General features: G+C 46.6%; 19 protein-coding genes. 6 read left to right on the forward strand and 13 right to left on the reverse strand.

Translation table 11 applies throughout. The annotated features are described in order from the left end of the window. Positions 1–152 precede the first annotated feature (152 nt). Positions 153–1,655: a sodium/proton antiporter NhaB gene (nhaB, locus tag ACZ5DR_RS16645; RefSeq protein ID WP_377365565.1), complete on the forward strand. Its 1,503-nt coding sequence runs from the start codon at positions 153–155 to the stop codon at positions 1,653–1,655. Between the two features lie 69 nt (positions 1,656–1,724). Here the strand turns inward: nhaB and dnaQ are convergent, their stop codons facing one another. From dnaQ to ACZ5DR_RS16660, 3 genes are read right to left on the reverse strand one after another with little or no spacing between them, the layout of a single operon-like run. Beyond that, positions 1,725–2,462, reverse strand: coding sequence for a DNA polymerase III subunit epsilon (gene dnaQ / locus ACZ5DR_RS16650; protein WP_377365563.1), 738 nt, complete (start codon positions 2,460–2,462; stop codon positions 1,725–1,727). After that, a complete protein-coding gene (gene rnhA / locus ACZ5DR_RS16655; RefSeq protein WP_377365561.1) occupies positions 2,459–2,902 on the reverse strand; it encodes a ribonuclease HI in 444 nt (147 codons plus the stop codon). The genes dnaQ and rnhA overlap by 4 nt, the downstream gene beginning before the upstream one ends. After that, positions 2,899–3,636 carry a class I SAM-dependent methyltransferase gene (locus tag ACZ5DR_RS16660; protein ID WP_377365559.1) on the reverse strand — a complete coding sequence of 246 codons (738 nt, stop codon included), beginning with the start codon at positions 3,634–3,636 and terminating at the stop codon, positions 2,899–2,901. Before ACZ5DR_RS16660 ends, rnhA begins: the two co-directional genes overlap by 4 nt. Before the next feature lie 99 nt (positions 3,637–3,735). Here ACZ5DR_RS16660 and gloB point away from each other — a divergent pair, with 99 nt between their 5' ends. Together gloB and ACZ5DR_RS16670 are read left to right on the forward strand one after the other, a co-directional pair. Beyond that, positions 3,736–4,512: a hydroxyacylglutathione hydrolase gene (gene gloB / locus ACZ5DR_RS16665; protein WP_377365557.1), complete on the forward strand. Its 777-nt coding sequence runs from the start codon at positions 3,736–3,738 to the stop codon at positions 4,510–4,512. Between the two features lie 57 nt (positions 4,513–4,569). After that, a complete protein-coding gene (locus tag ACZ5DR_RS16670) occupies positions 4,570–6,222 on the forward strand; it encodes a lytic transglycosylase (RefSeq protein ID WP_377365555.1) in 1,653 nt (550 codons plus the stop codon). 71 nt (positions 6,223–6,293) lie between these two features. On the opposite strand, the gene ppnP is transcribed toward ACZ5DR_RS16670, so the two are convergent. From ppnP to ACZ5DR_RS16690, 4 genes are all read right to left on the reverse strand, one after another. Beyond that, positions 6,294–6,578 (reverse strand): pyrimidine/purine nucleoside phosphorylase, encoded by a 285-nt coding sequence (ppnP, locus tag ACZ5DR_RS16675; protein ID WP_377365554.1) that lies wholly within the window; start codon positions 6,576–6,578, stop codon positions 6,294–6,296. 65 nt (positions 6,579–6,643) lie between these two features. After that, positions 6,644–7,531 carry a transcriptional regulator GcvA gene (gene gcvA, locus ACZ5DR_RS16680; protein WP_377365703.1) on the reverse strand — a complete coding sequence of 296 codons (888 nt, stop codon included), beginning with the start codon at positions 7,529–7,531 and terminating at the stop codon, positions 6,644–6,646. An 86-nt stretch (positions 7,532–7,617) separates the two neighbouring features. Next, a complete protein-coding gene (locus tag ACZ5DR_RS16685; RefSeq protein WP_377365552.1) occupies positions 7,618–8,949 on the reverse strand; it encodes a DEAD/DEAH box helicase in 1,332 nt (443 codons plus the stop codon). A 68-nt stretch (positions 8,950–9,017) separates the two neighbouring features. Further along, positions 9,018–9,554 carry a DUF1285 domain-containing protein gene (locus tag ACZ5DR_RS16690; RefSeq protein ID WP_377365550.1) on the reverse strand — a complete coding sequence of 179 codons (537 nt, stop codon included), beginning with the start codon at positions 9,552–9,554 and terminating at the stop codon, positions 9,018–9,020. A gap of 162 nt (positions 9,555–9,716) precedes the next feature. Between ACZ5DR_RS16690 and ACZ5DR_RS16695 the strand changes: the two genes are divergently transcribed. Beyond that, on the forward strand, positions 9,717–10,673 hold the full coding sequence (locus ACZ5DR_RS16695; RefSeq protein WP_377365549.1) for a methylenetetrahydrofolate reductase: 957 nt from the start codon (positions 9,717–9,719) through the stop codon (positions 10,671–10,673). Here the strand turns inward: ACZ5DR_RS16695 and ACZ5DR_RS16700 are convergent. Further along, complete coding sequence (locus ACZ5DR_RS16700; protein ID WP_377365547.1) at positions 10,666–11,664, reverse strand: glycosyltransferase family 9 protein; 999 nt, start codon at positions 11,662–11,664, stop codon at positions 10,666–10,668. The genes ACZ5DR_RS16695 and ACZ5DR_RS16700 overlap by 8 nt on opposite strands. 105 nt (positions 11,665–11,769) lie before the next feature. Here ACZ5DR_RS16700 and ACZ5DR_RS16705 point away from each other — a divergent pair, with 105 nt between their 5' ends. Together ACZ5DR_RS16705 and ACZ5DR_RS16710 are read left to right on the forward strand one after the other, a co-directional pair. After that, the gene (locus tag ACZ5DR_RS16705; protein ID WP_377365546.1) at positions 11,770–12,483 is read left to right on the forward strand and encodes a 3-deoxy-D-manno-octulosonic acid kinase; all 714 of its coding nucleotides are present in this window, start codon (positions 11,770–11,772) and stop codon (positions 12,481–12,483) included. Then, positions 12,476–13,405: an LpxL/LpxP family acyltransferase gene (locus tag ACZ5DR_RS16710; protein WP_377365544.1), complete on the forward strand. Its 930-nt coding sequence runs from the start codon at positions 12,476–12,478 to the stop codon at positions 13,403–13,405. Before ACZ5DR_RS16705 ends, ACZ5DR_RS16710 begins: the two co-directional genes overlap by 8 nt. Positions 13,406–13,476: 71 nt before the next feature. Here the strand turns inward: ACZ5DR_RS16710 and ACZ5DR_RS16715 are convergent, their stop codons facing one another. From ACZ5DR_RS16715 to ACZ5DR_RS16735, 5 genes are all read right to left on the reverse strand, one after another. Further along, on the reverse strand, positions 13,477–15,777 hold the full coding sequence (locus tag ACZ5DR_RS16715; protein ID WP_377365542.1) for a fatty acid cis/trans isomerase: 2,301 nt from the start codon (positions 15,775–15,777) through the stop codon (positions 13,477–13,479). 175 nt (positions 15,778–15,952) lie between these two features. Further along, positions 15,953–16,549, reverse strand: coding sequence for a hypothetical protein (locus ACZ5DR_RS16720; protein WP_377365540.1), 597 nt, complete (start codon positions 16,547–16,549; stop codon positions 15,953–15,955). 68 nt (positions 16,550–16,617) lie between these two features. After that, complete coding sequence (locus tag ACZ5DR_RS16725) at positions 16,618–16,998, reverse strand: YacL family protein (RefSeq protein ID WP_377365538.1); 381 nt, start codon at positions 16,996–16,998, stop codon at positions 16,618–16,620. Positions 16,999–17,009: 11 nt separating this feature from the next. Next, positions 17,010–17,996 (reverse strand): ribosome biogenesis GTPase YlqF, encoded by a 987-nt coding sequence (ylqF, locus tag ACZ5DR_RS16730; RefSeq protein WP_377365536.1) that lies wholly within the window; start codon positions 17,994–17,996, stop codon positions 17,010–17,012. A gap of 313 nt (positions 17,997–18,309) precedes the next feature. Then, the gene (locus ACZ5DR_RS16735; protein WP_377365534.1) at positions 18,310–18,900 is read right to left on the reverse strand and encodes an acyl carrier protein phosphodiesterase; all 591 of its coding nucleotides are present in this window, start codon (positions 18,898–18,900) and stop codon (positions 18,310–18,312) included. Positions 18,901–18,948 lie beyond the last annotated feature (48 nt).

Raw genomic sequence — 18,948 nt, forward strand, 5'->3', positions numbered from 1 at the left:
TAAGCTCGAGATGTATTTTGAGGTTATTTATAAGGACATTGCTCGAAATCACAATGCTTTATCATTAATGCGCAAATTATCGGTAGAACAAAAACGACCATTTGCTTACTATTTGCGCATTCTAAAAATAGTCAGCAAAAGGAGCGACATAAATGAAGGCAACATTGTCCCAAGCCTTTGGGAACAATTTTCTCGGCGCATCTCCCCTTTGGTATAAACAAACCATCATTGCGTTTCTTATCCTAAACCCCATTATCCTGATGTCTTTAGGGCCTTTTGTCACTGGCTGGCTATTGATTGTTGAGTTTATTTTCACCTTGGCCATGGCACTTAAATGCTATCCGTTACAACCAGGCGGCCTATTGGCTATTGAAGCAGTACTCCTAGGCCTGACCACAAGCAATGGTGTGTATCACGAGGTGGAAGCTAATATAGAAGTCATACTGCTGCTAATGTTCATGGTAGCCGGCATCTACTTTATGAAAGACATGTTGCTGTTTATCTTCAACCGACTACTCATTCGCATCCGCTCCAAGACTCTGATTTCCTTGGTATTCAGCTTTGCGGCAGCTTTACTGTCAGCCTTTTTGGACGCATTAACCGTAACAGCCGTTCTAATCAGTGTCAGTGTGGGATTCTACTCTGTGTACCACAAGGTCGCTTCCGACCAATCAAACAGCAGCTCCCATGACCACAGCGGTGACGATTCCATTTTGCCCGTTAACCAAAAGGATTTGGCACAGTTTCGCGCATTTCTGCGTAGTTTACTCATGCATGGTGCCGTAGGTACGGCATTAGGTGGCGTATGTACCTTGGTAGGCGAACCTCAAAATCTATTAATCGCCCATGTAGCGGGGTGGGACTTCATTGAATTCTTCTTACGTATGGCGCCAGTTTCCATGCCAGTCTTTGCCATGGGATTGCTTACTGTCATAGTGCTAGAAAAATTCAAGCTGTTTGACTACGGTGAAAAACTGCCTGACAACGTTCGCAATATTCTTAAAAACTATGCAGACGAAGAATCCAAAAAGAGCACTAATAAACACAAGGCTCAATTAATTGTTCAAGGGCTGGTGGCTGTCATCCTAGTGCTATCACTGGCTTTCCACGTAGCCGAAGTCGGCTTAGTTGGATTGATGATTATCGTACTACTCACCTCCATGAATGGTATTACCGAAGAGCATCGTATTGGCCATGCCTTTGAAGAAGCCCTGCCCTTCACTGCCTTATTAGTAGTGTTTTTCAGTATCGTCTCTGTGATCCATGAGCAGCATTTATTTCAGCCATTTATTGATGCTGTGCTGCATTTGCCCACGAGCATTCAGCCCATCATGTTTTTCTTGGCCAATGGTGTATTGTCTGCCATCAGTGACAACGTATTTGTCGCCACCGTGTACATCTCTGAAATTAAAGCCGCTTTAGACAGTGGCGTGATTACGCGCGAACATTTTAATTTGCTTGCTATAGCCGTAAACACAGGGACGAACTTGCCGAGTGTTGCCACACCAAATGGACAGGCGGCATTCCTATTCTTACTCACTTCAGCCATAGCGCCACTACTGCGTTTGTCCTATGGCAAGATGGTTTGGATGGCGTTGCCTTACACTATTGTCTTAACAACCGTAGGGGGCATCGCAGTGGTATTCTTAACTTAATATCACTCAATTACGGCCACAAAAAAGCCTGCATTTGCAGGCTTTTTGACGTTTAAATGGTAGGTGATATTAATTTTCCGAAGCAGCTAGTTCCGGGTTTTCTAGCTTTCGCCACAGGGATAGACCAGACTTTTTATCAATAATATCTAACCGTGCTTCATGCTGTGATAGCTCATCCTCTGACGCCTTAATCACAGGCAGTCTTGGACGATCCGCTGACAAACGACGAATCGCTAAGGTTTCATCTTCCCCATCACCACTGCCATCGCTGCCTAAGCCTCCCATACTGATCTGTCCACCCGTCATCAGTAGGTAAACGTCTGCCAGGATCTCAGAGTCCAATAGGGCTCCGTGAAGCTCTCGGTGAGAGTTGTCTATGCCATATCGCTTACACAAGGCATCCAAGCTGTTCTTTTGCCCTGGGTGCTTTTTACGAGCATACACCAAGCTATCAAAGACCTTGCAAACATCTGCTACCTTAGGGAAGTTGCCTAACATAGAGAATTCGTGATCAATAAAGCCCACGTCAAATGGCGCGTTATGGATGATTAACTCAGCACCTTTAATGAATTCCAAAAACTCTTGTGCTACTTCTTCAAATTTTGGTTTGTCCGCCAAAAACTCATTACTGATACCGTGGACATTGAAAGCTTCTTCTTCCACTTCACGGTCAGGTTTGATGTAGACATGGAAGTGTCGATTAGTGAGCTTACGCCCTACCACCTCAACACACCCTATTTCGATGATGCGGTGACCTTGTCTGGGGTCGATACCTGTTGTTTCTGTATCCAGTACCACTTGTCTCACGAACGAGCCCTCAATTCTTCAATGCCTTGGTTTGCCAATTGATCCGCAATTTCATTACCTTCAATGCCCGCATGCCCCTTAACCCAGTGCCAACGAACATCGTGAAATTGACACATTTCGTCTAGGGCCTGCCATAGATCTTGGTTTTTTACAGGCTGTTTCGACGCGGTTTTCCAACCTTTACGCTTCCAACCCACCAACCACTCAGTGATGCCTTTTTGCACGTAGGATGAGTCCGTGTAGAGCTCTACAGTGCATTTTTCTTTCAGGGCTCTCAAGCCCTCTATAGCACCCAGTAATTCCATTCGATTATTTGTGGTGTCGTGCTCACCACCACACAGTCGCTTTTCATGTTGACCAAAGGTCAACCATGCGCCCCAACCGCCGATGCCGGGATTCCCCTTACAGGCACCATCGGTATAGAGTGTTACTTCTTTCATTTATTCATCTCTTTAATTGTTGGCTTCAAGGGCGGCACTCGAACCTTAGTGGCATTCCAGCGAGGCTTCAATGGTATGTAGCGACGAGTTTGTTTGGTGGCGGTCATCACATAGACGCAACCCACTGGCAATTTAGATGCCTTCAACAACTTGCTCACCCAAGCAAATCGATCACGCCACTTACCCACCTTCATAGGCATGTCATACCCCAACACTTCCGTATGCTCTAGAGTTAAACCAGCCACTTTTAACCAATCTTCTAAACGTCTTTGGGAAATAAACCTCCCAGACCACGGGGCTCGTAGTTTCTTTGAAAAGAATCGGCGTATTCCCCAGAAACTAACAGGGTTATATCCCACAATAATCAACTTACCGCTAGGCAATAACGTTCTAGCGACCTCATGAAGATCACGATGGGGATTCGCTGACAGATCTAGGGTATGGTGCAGAACAATTGCGTCAATGCCATCTGACTCCAATGGCAACTCGCTCATATTTGCGACAACCGTTGATTCAGAAGCGCCTAATTCCAGCACAGGAGACAGCACAAGCGTCTCTCGCATCCTGTGATTATGAAACGCCAATTGTTTTAACGGTGATTGCTGGACCAAGTAGTAACCAACCATGTTATCAAGCTCGCGCTCGATGAAGTCATGCTCTTCATTTAATAGGCGCTCACCTAACTCAGTTGCATACCAATCTTGGAATAATTGTCTTGATTGGTTATCCAACATACAATGCTCTCTTATTAACAGGGCGTCGTGAACTTTTTTGAAGGTTTAAATACTAACTCAACGCCGCCTCAATACATATTTAAACACAACGTTAGGCTTATGACATTTTTTCCATTACCCGCGTTCAATGACAACTACATTTGGGTTCACCACGACGCCACCAAAAAGCAACTTTGGGCGGTTGACCCTGGTGATGCTTCAGTCGTTTTAGATTATTGTCAAAGCAATGACTGCCGCCTAGTAGCAATACTCGTCACACACCACCATAAAGATCATATTGGTGGTGTGAAAGCCTTAGTGGAACAATTTCACTGCCCTGTTTACGGCCCCAAAACCCTCTCACCTGAAGTTGTTAGCCAGAGCGTTCAAGAAGGGGACCTTATCTCAATTCAAAACACTGAGCTATTGGTAATAGAGACGCCTGGACACACTTTAGACCATGTTTGTTACCTAGGTACGTCAGACGAAACGCCTTTCTTATTATGCGGTGACACGCTGTTTCGTGGTGGCTGTGGTCGCCTATTTGAAGGCTCTCCGGCACAAATGCTCAATGCAATGACACGTATCCGTGAGCTACCTGCCCATACCTTGGTGTACGGCACTCACGAATATACCCTAGCGAATTATCGCTTCGCCTTAGCGGTCGAACCTGACAATCAGGCGCTTATTGCTGCCAATAACAATGCAGCAGAACTACGCTCCAATGGACTCCCCACATTACCTTCCACCATTGAGCAAGAACGCCAGTCCAACCCATTTCTAAGATTTGATGTCGGCTCTGTCATACAGGGCGCTGCAACACTTCTAAAGGAAGCTCCCGCCACCGACTTAGTGGGAGCATTTGCCCAAATACGCCGAGCCAAAGATGGCTTTTAGTTGACCTATAGGCCAGCACCCTTAAAATGCTGGCAAAATTAATGAAATGTGAGCAGCATGACTAAACACCTACTCATCGCGTTTTTAGCGAGTAGTATCCTAGCCGGGTGCCAATCTTTTACGCAAAAACCTACAGATATCGCTGAAGTGGATGCCGAAAACGAAGACATTGGCGCCCCAGAAGCAGATACCGAACAACTTGGATTCATCGATACTGTTGACCCAGTTCTTCCAGCAGAAGATATTGAAAACGACACTGAAGAACCCACCGAACCTGTGGTAGCCATTCCACAACCACCAAAAGATCTATGGGATCGTATCCGCGATGGTTATCAACTGAACCTTGATATCGACAAGCCTCGCCTAAAATCTCAGATTCGTTGGTACAGCACCCACCCATCTTACTTGACCCGTGTTTCCAAACGCGGAGAGCGCTACCTTTACTACATTGTTGATGAGCTGGAAAAGGCAGGCATGCCTTTAGAGATTGCTCTATTACCGATAGTTGAAAGTGGTTTTGATCCATTTGGCTACAGCCATGGCCGTGCATCAGGTCCGTGGCAATTCATTCCTTCTACCGGACACATCTATGGTCTAGAGCAAACTTGGTGGCTAGATGGTCGTCGTGACATCAAGCTATCAACTCAAGCTGCCATCGCCTACTTGCAGCGCCTTCATAAGATGTTTGATGGGGATTGGCTACATGCCCTAGCCTCCTACAACTCCGGTGAAGGCACAGTGATGCGCGCCATCCGTCGCAATAAAAAAGCCGGTAAGCCCACAGACTTCTGGTCCCTTGATTTGCCAACAGAAACTCGGGCCTATGTACCCAAGTTACTGGCACTGGCTAAGATCATGAAAAACCCAGAAGCATACGATTACCAAACCCATTTCATCGCCAATCGACCATACTTCGAAGAAGTGAACATTGGCGGTCAGCTAGACCTTGCTCAAGCTGCGGAAATGGCTGAAATCAGTATTGACGAGATCTATCTGCTAAACCCGGCATTCAACCAATGGGCCACCTCACCAGATGGGCCACATAAGTTGCTGATCCCGGTAAACAAGTCAAAAACTTTCCGCACCAAACTGGCGTCTATCTCGGATAATGAACGAGTGACTTGGACTCGCTATACCGTTCGAGCTGGCGACAGCCTCCTGGTGATTGCCCGCGATCACAATACAACGGTAGAAGTTCTAAAGGACGTAAACAAGATCTCATCTTCCCTCATCCGTGTTGGGCAACAGCTGATGATCCCTATCGCAGGCAAGAGCTCTGAAAGCTACACCCTTAGCTCTCATCAGCGCCTACTAGCCAAGCAGTCCCGCGCACCAAGTAGAAACCTAATTAAGGTAAATTACGACGTCAAAAGCGGTGACAGCCTTTGGAGCATTGCTCAACAATATGACACAGACACCAAGACCTTAGCCCGTTGGAACAACATGGGGTTGGGCGATCCTCTCTTCCCAGGTAAAAAGCTGGTGGTTTGGCTCAAGCCAGACTCAGAGAGCAGTGCATCGACGAGCACTCGCTCCGTCGTCAAGCGCGTGGTTTACACCATCCGCTCAGGAGACTCCTTAGCCTTGGTGGCTAACAAGTTTAAAGTAAGCGTGAACGACATCCGTAAATGGAACCCGAAAGTGGGCAGCCAGAAATACGTTCAACCGGGTGATAAGGTAACCTTGCTAGTGAATGTAGTTGGCGGCTAGCCCCAACCACATCTTTACAGGCAATAAAAAAGGAGGCGATTAAGCCTCCTTTTTTTGTCTTAGCCTTCCCTTTACTCGTAACGACAAAGGTAAGCCGTAATTTCAGTAACCTTCACACCGAACTTTTGGTTCGCTTCTACAATGAAAGTTTCACCTTTAGCAAAGGTCTTCCACTCTGCTTCCCCAGGAAGAAGCACTGTCAAGCTACCAGACACAACGGTCATGTACTCTCGCTGAGAAGTACCAAACTCGTACTCGCCAATACTCATAACGCCTACCGTAGAAGTACCTTCGGCATTTTCCAAAGCAATGGATTTTACAGCATCATCAAAATAACTATTTACCGCTAAAGACATAAAAACATACTCACAGTCAAAATCGACCCAAGGGCCACTCTAAATAGACTGACTAGCGCAAAGCGCTAACCATCATTCATCTCTTCAATAATCCACTCTTTAAACGCAGTCATTGCAGGCGTTAATGCACGCTTTTTCTCGTATACCAGGTAGAAAGAACGATTGGTATCAAGCTGTTTATCAAACAACACTTTAAGCTGACCAGACTCCAGCTCAGGCGTAATCAAACTAATATCAGACAAGGCAATACCCAAGCCTTGTCCTGCTGCACCCGCGGTTAAAGAACCACTGGAAAACATTAAGCCACGGCGAAAAACCTTAGGATCCAAGCCATTTTGCACCAACCAGTCGGTCCATTCGTCACTACGCTTACTGACGTGCAATAAGGGGTAGAAACGCATGTCTTCTGGTTCATTAATAGGACGATCAGGCTTAATCATTTTAGGGGAGCAAACCGGTGCCAAGCGAATCGGACGCAGGTAATTCATCTCCACATGATCCCAATCACCCGCACCAAAATACACCGCCATATCAATATCGCCGATGGAAAAATCCACCAAGCCCATTGAGGAGGTAATTTCAATCTCAATCTCTGGGTAACGGGTTTGAAAGCGCTCCATACGAGGCATTAACCAACGCGTGAGGAAGGCTGGAGCCACCGCCAATCGCAAGGAGCCAGCATGTTGGGCCGACTGTAAATCGGCTGTAGCCTGCTCTAATTGCTGAAAGATCTGCTTAATGGGCTCAATGTATTTGGCCCCCGCTTCTGTTAACACAACCTTGCGTCGAGTACGACGAAACAGCTCCAAGCCCAAAAAGCTTTCCAGCCCTTTAATCTGATGACTGATCGCAGACGGGGTGACATTGAGCTCTTGGGCTGCCTTATTAAAACTTCCATGGCGAGCGGCAGACTCAAAGCATTTTAGCGAATTTAATGGCGGTAATCGGTTAATGGCAAACGCTCCAAGAGTTAAACAAGACTCTTACTGTATAACGGGTCAATGACAGACCTGCAAACTAAATACGAGTACAAGACAGATCAATCATCAGATTTACGCTTTGTTGGCAACTTGAAAGGTTCAAAACCTTGTTGCTCGTTGTCATGAAATACCACTTTTTTACGGGCGGATGGCTTTTTAGCCTTAGGTGCCGTTTTATGTTTCTTAACGGGTTTATTAGACTGTTTCTTTTGCGGGGCACGCTTTTGCGCAATCCCTTTAAACGTCGGCTCAAGCCCTGACACTTCTTCGAAACTAAAGCTACGATTCAGGTACTGCTCGATATCCTTAAAGTTGAACCAATCTTTCGGCCCAACAAGGGAGAAAGCCTCACCTTTAAACCCTGCACGCCCAGTACGACCTGTACGGTGAACGAATTCCTCAGCAGGCTTAGGCAAATCAAAATTAAACACATGGGAAACAGACGCCACATCCAAACCACGTGATGCCAAATCCGTACTTACGAGAACTTTAAATTTACCGCGGGAAAAAGACTCCATGACTTTGGAACGTGCAGACTGGCTCATATCGCCATTAAGGCTTTGTGCATCAATCCCCCAAGAAGAGACTAACTCAGCGATACGTACCGTATCTTGCTTAGTCGCGGTAAAGATGATTCCTTGTTTGATTTGAAATTGCTCTAAAAAATGCTGTAACAGAGCTTGCTTGTGATCCAAGTGATCACATAGATAAACATGCTGGGCAATGTCTTGATGTTCGTCAGTACCTTGACCTACCGCCACCCTAACTGGCTCACGTAGAATCTCTTTGGCAATGTCATTCACTTCTGTGTCATCTAAAGTCGCGGAGAAGAATAAGGTCTGACGACGGCGGTGGTTTGCAGCACTATTGATGGCTTTCAAGTCCTGAGCAAAGCCAAGATCCAACATACGATCGGCTTCGTCTAAGATCAACAGCTCAAGACCTTCTAAAAACACATGACGTTGCTTTAGGTGATCCGCCATACGCCCTGGGGTTGCCACCACAAAATGCGGGTCTTTTTGAAAATCTTTATGCTGATCGTTGAAGTTCTCTCCCCCAAGAATCAACACAGAGGAAAAACGACTCCCCGCGATTAAAGTACGCAAGGTAGCAAATACCTGCTTCGCCAGCTCTCGAGTGGGCACTAATATCAACACACGAGGATCACGCTTAGACAACGATTTCTGGGTATACAGACGGTGTATCGCTGGCAATAGGTAGGCCATGGTCTTTCCTGAACCTGTTTTGGAGGATGCCAACAAATCTTTACCTGCCATTGCCTCTGGAATCGCACGCGCCTGAATCTCAGTTGCCTGCTCAAAGCCAAAGTGGCCAAAAGACTTCATTAATCGGCTATCTAAATCAAACTCAGAAAATAACAATCGCTTCACCTTATAACACTTAATTTTTCGAGGGCGCATTATACCTAGCCACCCAGTGTAACAACACAAAAAATACACTAATCTTCGGCAAACACCCCTAGAATATGTGCTTTGCCGTTGCTTTCTATTTCTAACCGGCCAGCTTTTATATCTGCTTCGTTCACCAACTGGTAAAACACATTTCTATGGAAGCTTGCCCACATCCCATGACGTACGGACACATAGGGACGTAGCTCGCCTTCCACTTCAAATAATGCCACCTCGCAATCCTCACCCAACGCCAGAACGTCATTGGTTCGAGTAAACAAGGACAGTACAGGATCTCCTTGATCACTGACTTGCCATTCATAGCGAATGATCTGAAAGGGGGCATCCTCAACTTTGATGCGTACTTTCTCGGCGGGTGTCACCAAAAAATATTCATCCCCTTCACGCCATAAGATGCGACTAAACAGGGTGACCATCTTTTCACGCTTGATCACCCCTCCTTCATGAACCCAATCTCCATTTGCTTTGATGATTAAATCCATGTCGCCACAAAAAGGCGGCGTCCATTTTTCAACTGGAGGATACCCACCATCTAAGGCGATGGGGTCCAGATTTATACTCGGCATAACACTCCATCCGACCGTTCGAATTAACTCGGCTCACTTCTACTTCAAAATTATTCAAATCTAAATAGAAGATCTTGAATTCAGTTCACTGTTAAACTTAGCACAACAAATATGATTAATGATGAAGTGCGTCTTCATCACAATAAAACGAGTCCCCCAAACATGACAACCGAACTAGCAACTAAATTTAAAGACCCAAATCGTGGGGTTTACTTTATTGGCACAACACCGCCAAAAAGCAGTATTGGTGACGAGCAACTGAATGAAATCGGTCAAAAGCTACTGGACCGTCTTGGTCAAATCGAAGTAGACGGATTGATTGTTTATGACATTCAAGACGAGAGTAGCCGCATTTCGAAACCACGCCCATTCCCCTACATGGAAACCCACGACCCTCGCGCTTGGTCAAAGCGTCTTCAGTCATTGGCAATCAAGCCTGTGATTACCTACAAGAGCGTCTCTTCCCGTAGCGCAGAGGAATTCAATCAATGGCTAGACACGGCTTGGGAAGAATTCGGCATTCGCGACATTGTACTTGTGGGAGCGCCGTCCTCTGAAGGAGACATTGTATTACCGCTACCCAAGGCCTATGAAACACTCCAACACAACGCCCACCCGTTTAACTTGGGCGGCGTCACCATCGCTGAACGTCATGCCAAGAAAGGCGATGAACACCTTCGCCTGATTAATAAATCTATTGCTGGGTGTGAGTTCTTCGTTTCCCAAGCGGTGTACAACCCTCAAGCTACGGGCGACATGTTAAGCCAGTACGCCCGCGCTTGCCGTGAAAAAGGCGAAGAGCCAAAACGTGTGATTCTGACCTTTACCCCTTGTGGCAGCAAAAAGACCCTAGAGTTCATGGAATGGTTGGGGATTTCCGTACCCGATGCGACCAAACATCGCATTCTGGATGCCGAGTCGCCATTGGATGAATCCATCAAAATTTGTCGCTCCGCCCTAGAGCAAATTATTGAAGTTGCTCTGCCTTTAGGCATTCCACTTGGCCTAAACATTGAGAGCTTAACGAATCGTAAAGAAGAAATTGATGCTTCCATCAACCTTTACAAGCTGTTGAAAGCCACTCTTGATCTAAAACTGGCGGAGCAAAACCTTAAATAACCGCCTTCATCTGGGCGATCACTTGCTCCAAAGTGATCGCCTGCATAGCACTTGGATCATGGACTCGCGACGCCCAAGGTAACTCTTCTACAGGCTTACCATATTCCTTCTCTGCCAGCTCATCATAGACACTCACCACCTTATCAAGATCCTTATAAGGTCCGGTACGACGAGGGTTAGAATGAGCGTACAACCCCATTACTGGCGTACCCACCAAGGTCGCCATATGCGCAGGACCTGTATCAGGGCTGATCACCAGCTGGGCGCCCGCCAACACGCTAAACATCTCGGGCAGGCTTGTTTGCCCTACTAAACTGATCACACCGTCCTGCACCAAGCTCTGGGCCAAGGCCATCTCACTGGCGCTACCTCCACCGGTTAACACGACAGGCTTACCATTACTGACTAGGTATTCGATGACCCCTTGATAACCTTCAAGTGTCCAGTTTCGTTCAGCTTTGGAAGCGCTCGGATTCAGCACCACATAGGATTCAGGCAAAGTAGCCGGTGCGGCAGGCAAATTAAGAGGCAATGGTAACAAAGGTTCCGTGACACCCAGCTTTTCAGTAATGGACAAAAACGAATCCAGCACATGGGCGCCATTAGGTTTATTGCCATGCTCGTTAACAAACCAATGTTGTTTTTCCCGAGAAACACTAGGGTGGAAACCAATCCGACGTACCGCTTTGACCATGCGTGTCAGCAAACTTGCCCGCAAGGACCACTGCAAATGCAACAACACATCAAAACATTCCCCCGCCAGCTCGCGTCGCAGAGCCAGCATACCCTTAAATCCACTTTTCTTGTTGTAAACGCGCACGTCCACATTGGGTAGCAGTTTTACGATGTTGGCTTCTAGGGGACTGGTAATCCAAACAATGCGGGCATTGGGATACTGACGCTGCATTGCCCCCACCACCGCCATGGCATGACACACATCTCCGATGGCTGACAGGCGTACTACTGCAATACTTCTAATAGTCTGATCCATTTGCTTCTCTGGGGCTGATAAATAACGCTAACTATTATAAAATACCTACTCAGTAAAATGTCCCCCAAAAGTAGACATCTCATTCATTTTTTGTAAATAAGCCCCATGCCAAGCATTCACCCCACTGCGTCAAGTGATATTGTATTTATCAGCCCAAATTGTCAGGGCGTTTCAAGAGAGTGGTTTAACCCGGAACATTGGGAACAAGCAGATAAACTTTTACACACAGCAACAGGCCGTGGCACCGTTTGGTTTGTAGATACACCGATCGCGCAAGCAGTACTTCGTCAGTATCGACGGGGCGGCTTAATGGGAAAGATCAATCGTTTCAGGTTCTTCTCTCAACCCCTAAAGTCCACTCGAGCGTTTTTAGAGCTATCCTTACTGGAACACATGCAACACTTAGGGCTACCAGCACCGAAACCCATGGGCGGCATGGTGCGTCGTGAAGGCTTGTTTTACGAAGCTTGGTTGCTGACTCAAACCATTCCTGATGCATCTGATCTTTATGACATTTTACAGCACACCCAGTTGGATCAAGAACTTTGGCAACAAATCGGCAACACTATCAAACGGTTTCATAAACACGGTATTTACCATAGTGATCTAAATTGTCATAACATCATGGTGGACTTAGATAAGCAGGTTTGGCTAATCGATTTTGATAAATGCCAACAGCGTATTCCTGCGCCAGCATGGCAACAGAAAAACCTGGATCGTTTAAAACGCTCCTTTAACAAGGAAAAGGGTAAACACCCTAATTTCTCCTTTAATGAAGAAGCATGGAGCTGGTTATTAGACGGGTATCAGAATGGCTAAACAAAGCTCTCTAAACGCTTCCATAAAACCATTATTGCACCCAAAACACTGGCTTTCATGGGTTGGCCTCGGAGGCGCTGTGGCCATCAGCCACCTGCCCTGGGGTTGTCAGCGAGTGATCGGAAAATCCTTTGGCTCATTGATGTATAAGGCTGCAGGCAGACGCCGCCATATTGCGCAAGTGAATTTAGAGATCTGCTACCCTAGTTGGACCCAAGACCAACGGGACACACTTGTTAAACAACACTTCCAAAGCATGGGAATTGGCTTTTTTGAAACCCTATGCAGTTGGTTTCGCTCCCCAAAAATGTTTGCCAAGCAAACCACCTTTGTCGATCATGGGGTGGTAGAAAAGCTTTTGTCACAGAACAAAGGCTGCATCCTAATTGGCGGTCACTTTTCGTCACTGGATCTATGTGGCACCTTGCTAGCAGGCCACATTCCTGTTCATCCTGTTTACAAGCTGCAAAGCAACCCCGTCATCAACTGGGCCATGGAACACAAGCGCAATCGGGTGTACGAAAAAACCATAGAACGCACCAATATGCGCGAGGTGATCAAGTCCCTCAAAAACAATCGCATTGTTTGGTACGCAGTGGATCAAGATTACGGTCGCCGACACTCGGTATTTGCGCCATTTTTTAATCGTGAATGCGCCACCATCGCCCATGTTGGGCGCATTATTAAAATGACAGGCGCTCCAGTTATGGCCTTTAACTATGCTCGAACGGAAACGGGCTATTCCCTCACACTAGAAGAAGTCAAAGATTTCCCTGCGGATGATGAGGTGGCCGCAGCCACCTTAATGAACCAATTAATGGAAGGCTTTATCGCGTCGAAGAAGGAACAATATTTCTGGACTCATCGCCGCTTCAAAACTCAGCAAGATCCTAACGCTCCCTCCCCCTATCGTCCCAAGTAAACCAGACACGACTAAAAAAGGAGAGCTTAGCTCTCCTTTTTTACACGACCATTTGTGAGCTCAAGGCTCGATTAACGGTTCTCTAAGCGATTGTAATCTAAGATGCCACTCGCCAGTGGTGCCATTTGTTGATTCACTCGGGCAACCTCGTCGCTGACTTCCCAGAATTTAGAATCCGTACGGCGTACACCATAGGTAGCCAGCAACTCACCATAATCTGCTTCTGAGCTGATACTTGCCACCGCCGCCATAAACTCAGATACGTCCTCTTCGTCCACTTTTAGTAGAACGTTAGGGTAATCCCCCATGACACCATTGGTGATAACAAAAGTATCTTCATCTGGCAGAAGAGCCGAATCCTCATCCAGCAAACTGTTCATATTCGAGTGGGCTCGATTATGGACCATGCTGATTAGTGCCTGAGACTTACCATCTCGCTCAATCAACAACAATGCAATCTCAGGGAAGAAGGAAACCGCTTTCCCCTGAAGCAAGTGACCAGACGCCAGAGCTTCTTTTGCCTCATCACTGATGTTCGCTTGATCAATATCACTGTCATGAACCAGTACTGGCTCTAGGCGCTGAGTCAAAATATCGAATAACTCAGCCTGATAATCAGTACTTTCGTATTCAACGCTACTTTCTACATCTGCTTTAATGAGATCACTAAAGATGTAGTCCTTGATGGTATCATCAGCATCTCGATACCAGTATTGGCGTACCGCTAAGCGCTCTGACTTAGGCAAAAGCATCAAGAAGTTCATTTCCCCTTCCATGCGCAGGAAGTCCATATAGAGGCGGGTAATCAACTGGTGCCCCACATTGCCAAACACGTCAAAGCCTGCCACCAGCAAGTAATGAATTCGCTCAAGCAACGGATAGTCGATCACCCATGCGGTTTTAGGGGCAGGGCCGACCAATCCTTTTTGAACAGTCGCATTGTCAAAGTGGCGCATAACGGTCAAAGCTGCATTTGGGTTTTTGCCATCACCATCCCACACCAGCTTTTCGGAGATCCCTTTACCTTCAGAAACCATTTTTTCCATGAGCTGAGTTTTTGATGCCAAATAGCTTTTTTGCTTTTCAGAGTATTTTACCCAAGAGCTAATAGGTAGAGCATTACTACTTTGGGAGGCTGGTAGCGCTAATGCGGAGGAATTCTCCACTAAAAATTGGCTACCAATATTATGGAAGTCTAAATCAGGGTCTACAAAGTACACCCAAAACTGCTCATTAATCACATTCACTGCCACCTGACCACGACACACAGGCCCTTTAATAAAGGACATTATGGTGTTTTGAGCATGATCCAATAGGAAGCGGTAACGGCTGTTGGCAGGGATTTGCGCAAAGGTTTTAAATGGATTGCTTGCATCTCCCGGAGCATAGCTGGCCATTTGAGTTACCTTATAATCCGTTTCGTAGAACCAGTTATGCCAACGCTGGTAGCGTGCTTCATCCAAACGCAATGGAATAAAGGTCTTTTGCACTCGGCTTTCAGGGTCTAACCACAATCGATAGTAAACGCGATCCACCTGAGGATCACCATAGGGACGACGTGTGGCAATTCGCTCAATGGGCTCACCTGGGGGAGTCGTTGAACGGACTAATTTGAAGGTATAGCGAGCCTGTTCATCAAAGTACAAGCTGTATAAGTAGATGTGTTCATAGATGTAACGGTTCACCAGACGCTCTTTCATGGAATCGCCGTTAAATCTTGTTTCCCATTTATCAACTTGCGACAAGATCTCAGCCGGCACATCTTTGGGCGCCGTCATGACAGCTCCTTTCGCCAACCAAGTAGTGAGAATATTGTATTCTCGGTTGGTCAACTCAGGTAGGCCATAGGGCATCCCCCATGTGGGGTGAGAAGCTTCAAAATCGTTGTATTCTTCAATGGCAGGACACTGGCTATCACGACTTAGACTAAAATCGTACTGATCGGCTGGAAGCACATCTGTGTCAACATCTCCTTGGCTTTTGCGCAGGGCAATGGCGCGGTACATGACACTGCCTTGCAGATTGGCAGCGGGACTTTGTCCACGCTCATTTAAAATGGGATAAAACTCTTTGCCGCGCCATTCTTCCGTGGTTTGCGCGTCTTCAAACAAGCGAGTCGGAGATGCCGCTAAAAGACGAGAACCTTCGTACACTTTGAGCTTGCTTCCCCCCCTCTCAATCCCTTGAGGAGCGGTCAACTTGATCTGGCAAGGTGCGTCATAACAAGCATGACAGCTGATACAACGACTTTCTAAAATGGGTTTTACCTGATCCTGATAAAAATCAGCATTCGCAACCGTCACGGAAGCATCAGCTCGGTTCTCTACCGCCGCATCCCCGAAGGCTTGGTCCAAATCTCTCGTTGCGTACACAGCGCATCCTGACGCTATTACTAGTACAGCAACTAAAACCCATCTCATCATATTTTTGTCCTTTTTCGGGCCTTTAAGCTGTTATAGCTTAGTCAAGTAACCCAACAATATGTACTACTTAGAAGCAAAAAAGGGGAAAGTAAACTTTCCCCTTTTAACAATACGTGGTTAACGCTTAATTGGATGTGTCGTCTTCATCCCCATCATAATCCGCCAATTCATAGGCATCATCACCCATATCTTCATTGGCCAACAAAAGGGCATCTTCGTAAGACCCACCAAACTCGATGCGAGTGATGTCATACAAATCATATTCAAAGGTTTCATCAAACCATCGAGCATCAGAGCCGATTTCTTCTAATTCAAACGACGTGGCGTCAGCGCGAAGTACACGACCAATTTCACAACCATCAGGATCTACTTCCTCACGGTGCAAAGTTATCAGTCCGTATTCTTCACTGATGTCCATTAGCAGCACAGCCAGATCATCCAAATCCACTTCTGGGTCTTCGATCTCTTCATCACGAAGCTCTAGAACACGTTTTTGAAAATCATTAAACGGTGCTGGATGCATGAAGTCACTGATGTCTTCCAAAAATAATATTTGGTAGCCATTCAAATGAACGCCATCATCAATTAACTGCAACAGCACCATTTCTTCATTGGCTGCAATCACAAACCCATCTGTCCAATTATCTGGTCCATCAAGATCTTCGCGGAAGATACGAACAACATTCTTACGCGTGCGGGCTTTTTCCAATTCAATGAGCATAATGGCTCCTAAGGGACATCATTTAAAAATCAGAGGTTAGTTTAAACCTTGGTAACAAAGGGAACAACTTATTGCTGCACTTCATGCCAATTTTCAAGCAAATCAATGAGATCATCCAAGCCACACTCCGCTTGAATGCCGTCATTTGAAGCCTGAAAAAAACCATTTTGGGTATCAAACATGGCCTTAATTTCGTCTTCCACTTGGCTCATATCCACACGGCGACTGATAGCAATGCCATCAGGAGAAATCACCACGTCAAAAATGCCATGTTTAAACTGGGTCACCTCTTCTTCCGTTTCGGCTAACTTGGCAGCTTGCCAAACTCGCTGCAAGGTTTCTTTGTCGGCAAGGTACTCTGCCACCCATTCGGCGATCGCGGAGAAATCAACGTCCGTGTAAACACGGTATTTACCTTCTTCTTGATCAAATGCAATTTCATAGTCCATAGAGCAGAACCTCACTCTTCATCACGGGTCGTATCTGTCTCGTCACGCTTACTGCGATACTCGACGTTTTGCTGTTGCTGTCGCTGGGGAATAGCCGCCTGCAAACGTGCTTGACGGGCAGCTTCTTTGGCAGCTTTTACTTCTTCTACTTTCACCCACTCGCTGGCCACCATATCAGGTGTTTCCATAACGTATGGGCCAATAGCGCCACTGCGAACATCTGATAAAAAGACTTCCGCAGCTTTGTGCATATCTATCTTGCCTCCGGCACGGAGAGCTCCACGCTTAGAGCCGATAATCTCTAGGGTCTCAAAGGCATCAACTGGGGGCTTTTTCAATTTATAGCGGGTGATCAAAGCATCGCTGTACTGTTCAATAAAGAACTTCAGCCCTACCAAAGCCACATCTTCATAATCAATGGCGGTATCTCGCACCGCACCCGTCACTGCCAAACGATAGCTGGCGTCAGGGTTTTCAATCTTGGGCCAAAGAATTCCCGGTGTATCTAAAATTTGAAACCCATCATTGACTCGAAGTTTCTGCTGGGACTTAGTCACCGCTGGCTCATTACCCACTTTAGCGACACGCTTACCCAACAGGGCATTCATCAAAGAGGATTTGCCGACATTAGGAATGCCCGCAATCATGGCGCGAATCGGTTTTTCCGCAGAGCCCCGGTGTGGCACCAGCTTTTGCACCCAGCTGGATAACTTAGCAAGGTCCCCTTTGTCGTTGGTACTAAATGGGTAAGCTGTAATCTGATCCGCTTCACGCCAATGATCCAACCACAAACTGACTCGCTCATGTTCAGCCAAATCTTTTTTGTTTAACAGACGTAAAACGGGCACCTCGCCTCTAAGAGTCGTCAACATTGGATTTTGGCTGGAGTCTGGAATGCGCGCATCCAGTACCTCAATCACCAAATCCACTTGAGTCATGACTTTCTCAATTTCACGTCGAGCCTTGTTCATATGCCCTGGAAACCATTGAACGCTCACGATTCACCCCTTTTAAAGCTGTCAAAATTTGGCGCGCAGTCTACCACAAAGTTTAGATGACGATGGCGAAAACTCCTGACTCCCGTGCGTTTATTTCTTGGAATCCAGAAAATAGAACGAAAAACGACCACCTAGCCTGCAGAATTCAAAGGTCTGACCTAGGTCAAAGCGCTTTTAAGCCAGCCATCTATACTGAAATCATCCAGGCAAGCTTGAGGCGCCAACCTTAGTCGCCTCTCACTCTGGGTGTTCTCTCGATCGGGCTATATGCCCCTTAGGCCGCTGGGATTAACCTAGCGGCCTTTCTTTTGTCTTACATTTTTTGCTGCAACTGCTTGGCCGTAGCCTGCGCCATCTCTAATACGTCGGGATACAGGTCTAAAAAGGGTTGTTCCGCTTGCAAGATAATCTCATCCAGCTCTTGCACAAACGGCTCAAGATGATGGCCTAGTGTCCAGCGCCTTTGGATCGAACCAATTGCTCGTGCTATTCCGCTGGATTTCCCCAAATCCGGTAACCAATTGTGATTTTCCAATGAGCCAATCATTCCCTGTAACCGCTCAGGGCAATCGGGCTTAACTTGGCTCAACCCATTCACAGCACGCTGGGCGAACCGTTCAAAAGGCTCATCAGAGAAAGTTTGCCAGTGACGAATCAACCAATAATCCATCACCACATCTTGGATAATGCCTAGAAAACGCCTCCGCCCTAAACGGGGCAATTCCTTGAACCTTAAGGTGGCATCATGGGCATCGACAAACGTATCCACGGCCTGATGAAGCTGCCACCCCAAGTAAAATTCTGTGTTTCGTGGATCCGCCTGCCATTGGAAGTCTCCCAAAAGATTCCCCGCAAAAGACGTTTGCGTGACGCTGGCGATGTGTAAATGGGCTATATAATTCAAAACACCCTCAATTAATGATTCTTAAGTCCCTATCCTAACGCTTCTAGA

Source organism: Marinomonas vaga, from assembly GCF_055388305.1.

Coding starts and splice junctions, on each gene's coding strand:
- ACZ5DR_RS16660 (WP_377365559.1), bottom strand. CDS start 3,636: ATGTTGGATAACCAATCAAGACAATTATTCCAAGATTGGTATGCAACT.
- nhaB (WP_377365565.1), top strand. CDS start 153: ATGAAGGCAACATTGTCCCAAGCCTTTGGGAACAATTTTCTCGGCGCA.
- ACZ5DR_RS16725 (WP_377365538.1), bottom strand. CDS start 16,998: ATGGACTATGAAATTGCATTTGATCAAGAAGAAGGTAAATACCGTGTT.
- ACZ5DR_RS16670 (WP_377365555.1), top strand. CDS start 4,570: ATGACTAAACACCTACTCATCGCGTTTTTAGCGAGTAGTATCCTAGCC.
- gloB (WP_377365557.1), top strand. CDS start 3,736: ATGACATTTTTTCCATTACCCGCGTTCAATGACAACTACATTTGGGTT.
- ACZ5DR_RS16710 (WP_377365544.1), top strand. CDS start 12,476: ATGGCTAAACAAAGCTCTCTAAACGCTTCCATAAAACCATTATTGCAC.
- ACZ5DR_RS16700 (WP_377365547.1), bottom strand. CDS start 11,664: ATGGATCAGACTATTAGAAGTATTGCAGTAGTACGCCTGTCAGCCATC.
- ACZ5DR_RS16695 (WP_377365549.1), top strand. CDS start 9,717: ATGACAACCGAACTAGCAACTAAATTTAAAGACCCAAATCGTGGGGTT.
- ppnP (WP_377365554.1), bottom strand. CDS start 6,578: ATGTCTTTAGCGGTAAATAGTTATTTTGATGATGCTGTAAAATCCATT.
- ACZ5DR_RS16720 (WP_377365540.1), bottom strand. CDS start 16,549: ATGCTCATTGAATTGGAAAAAGCCCGCACGCGTAAGAATGTTGTTCGT.
- ACZ5DR_RS16705 (WP_377365546.1), top strand. CDS start 11,770: ATGCCAAGCATTCACCCCACTGCGTCAAGTGATATTGTATTTATCAGC.
- rnhA (WP_377365561.1), bottom strand. CDS start 2,902: ATGAAAGAAGTAACACTCTATACCGATGGTGCCTGTAAGGGGAATCCC.
- ACZ5DR_RS16690 (WP_377365550.1), bottom strand. CDS start 9,554: ATGCCGAGTATAAATCTGGACCCCATCGCCTTAGATGGTGGGTATCCT.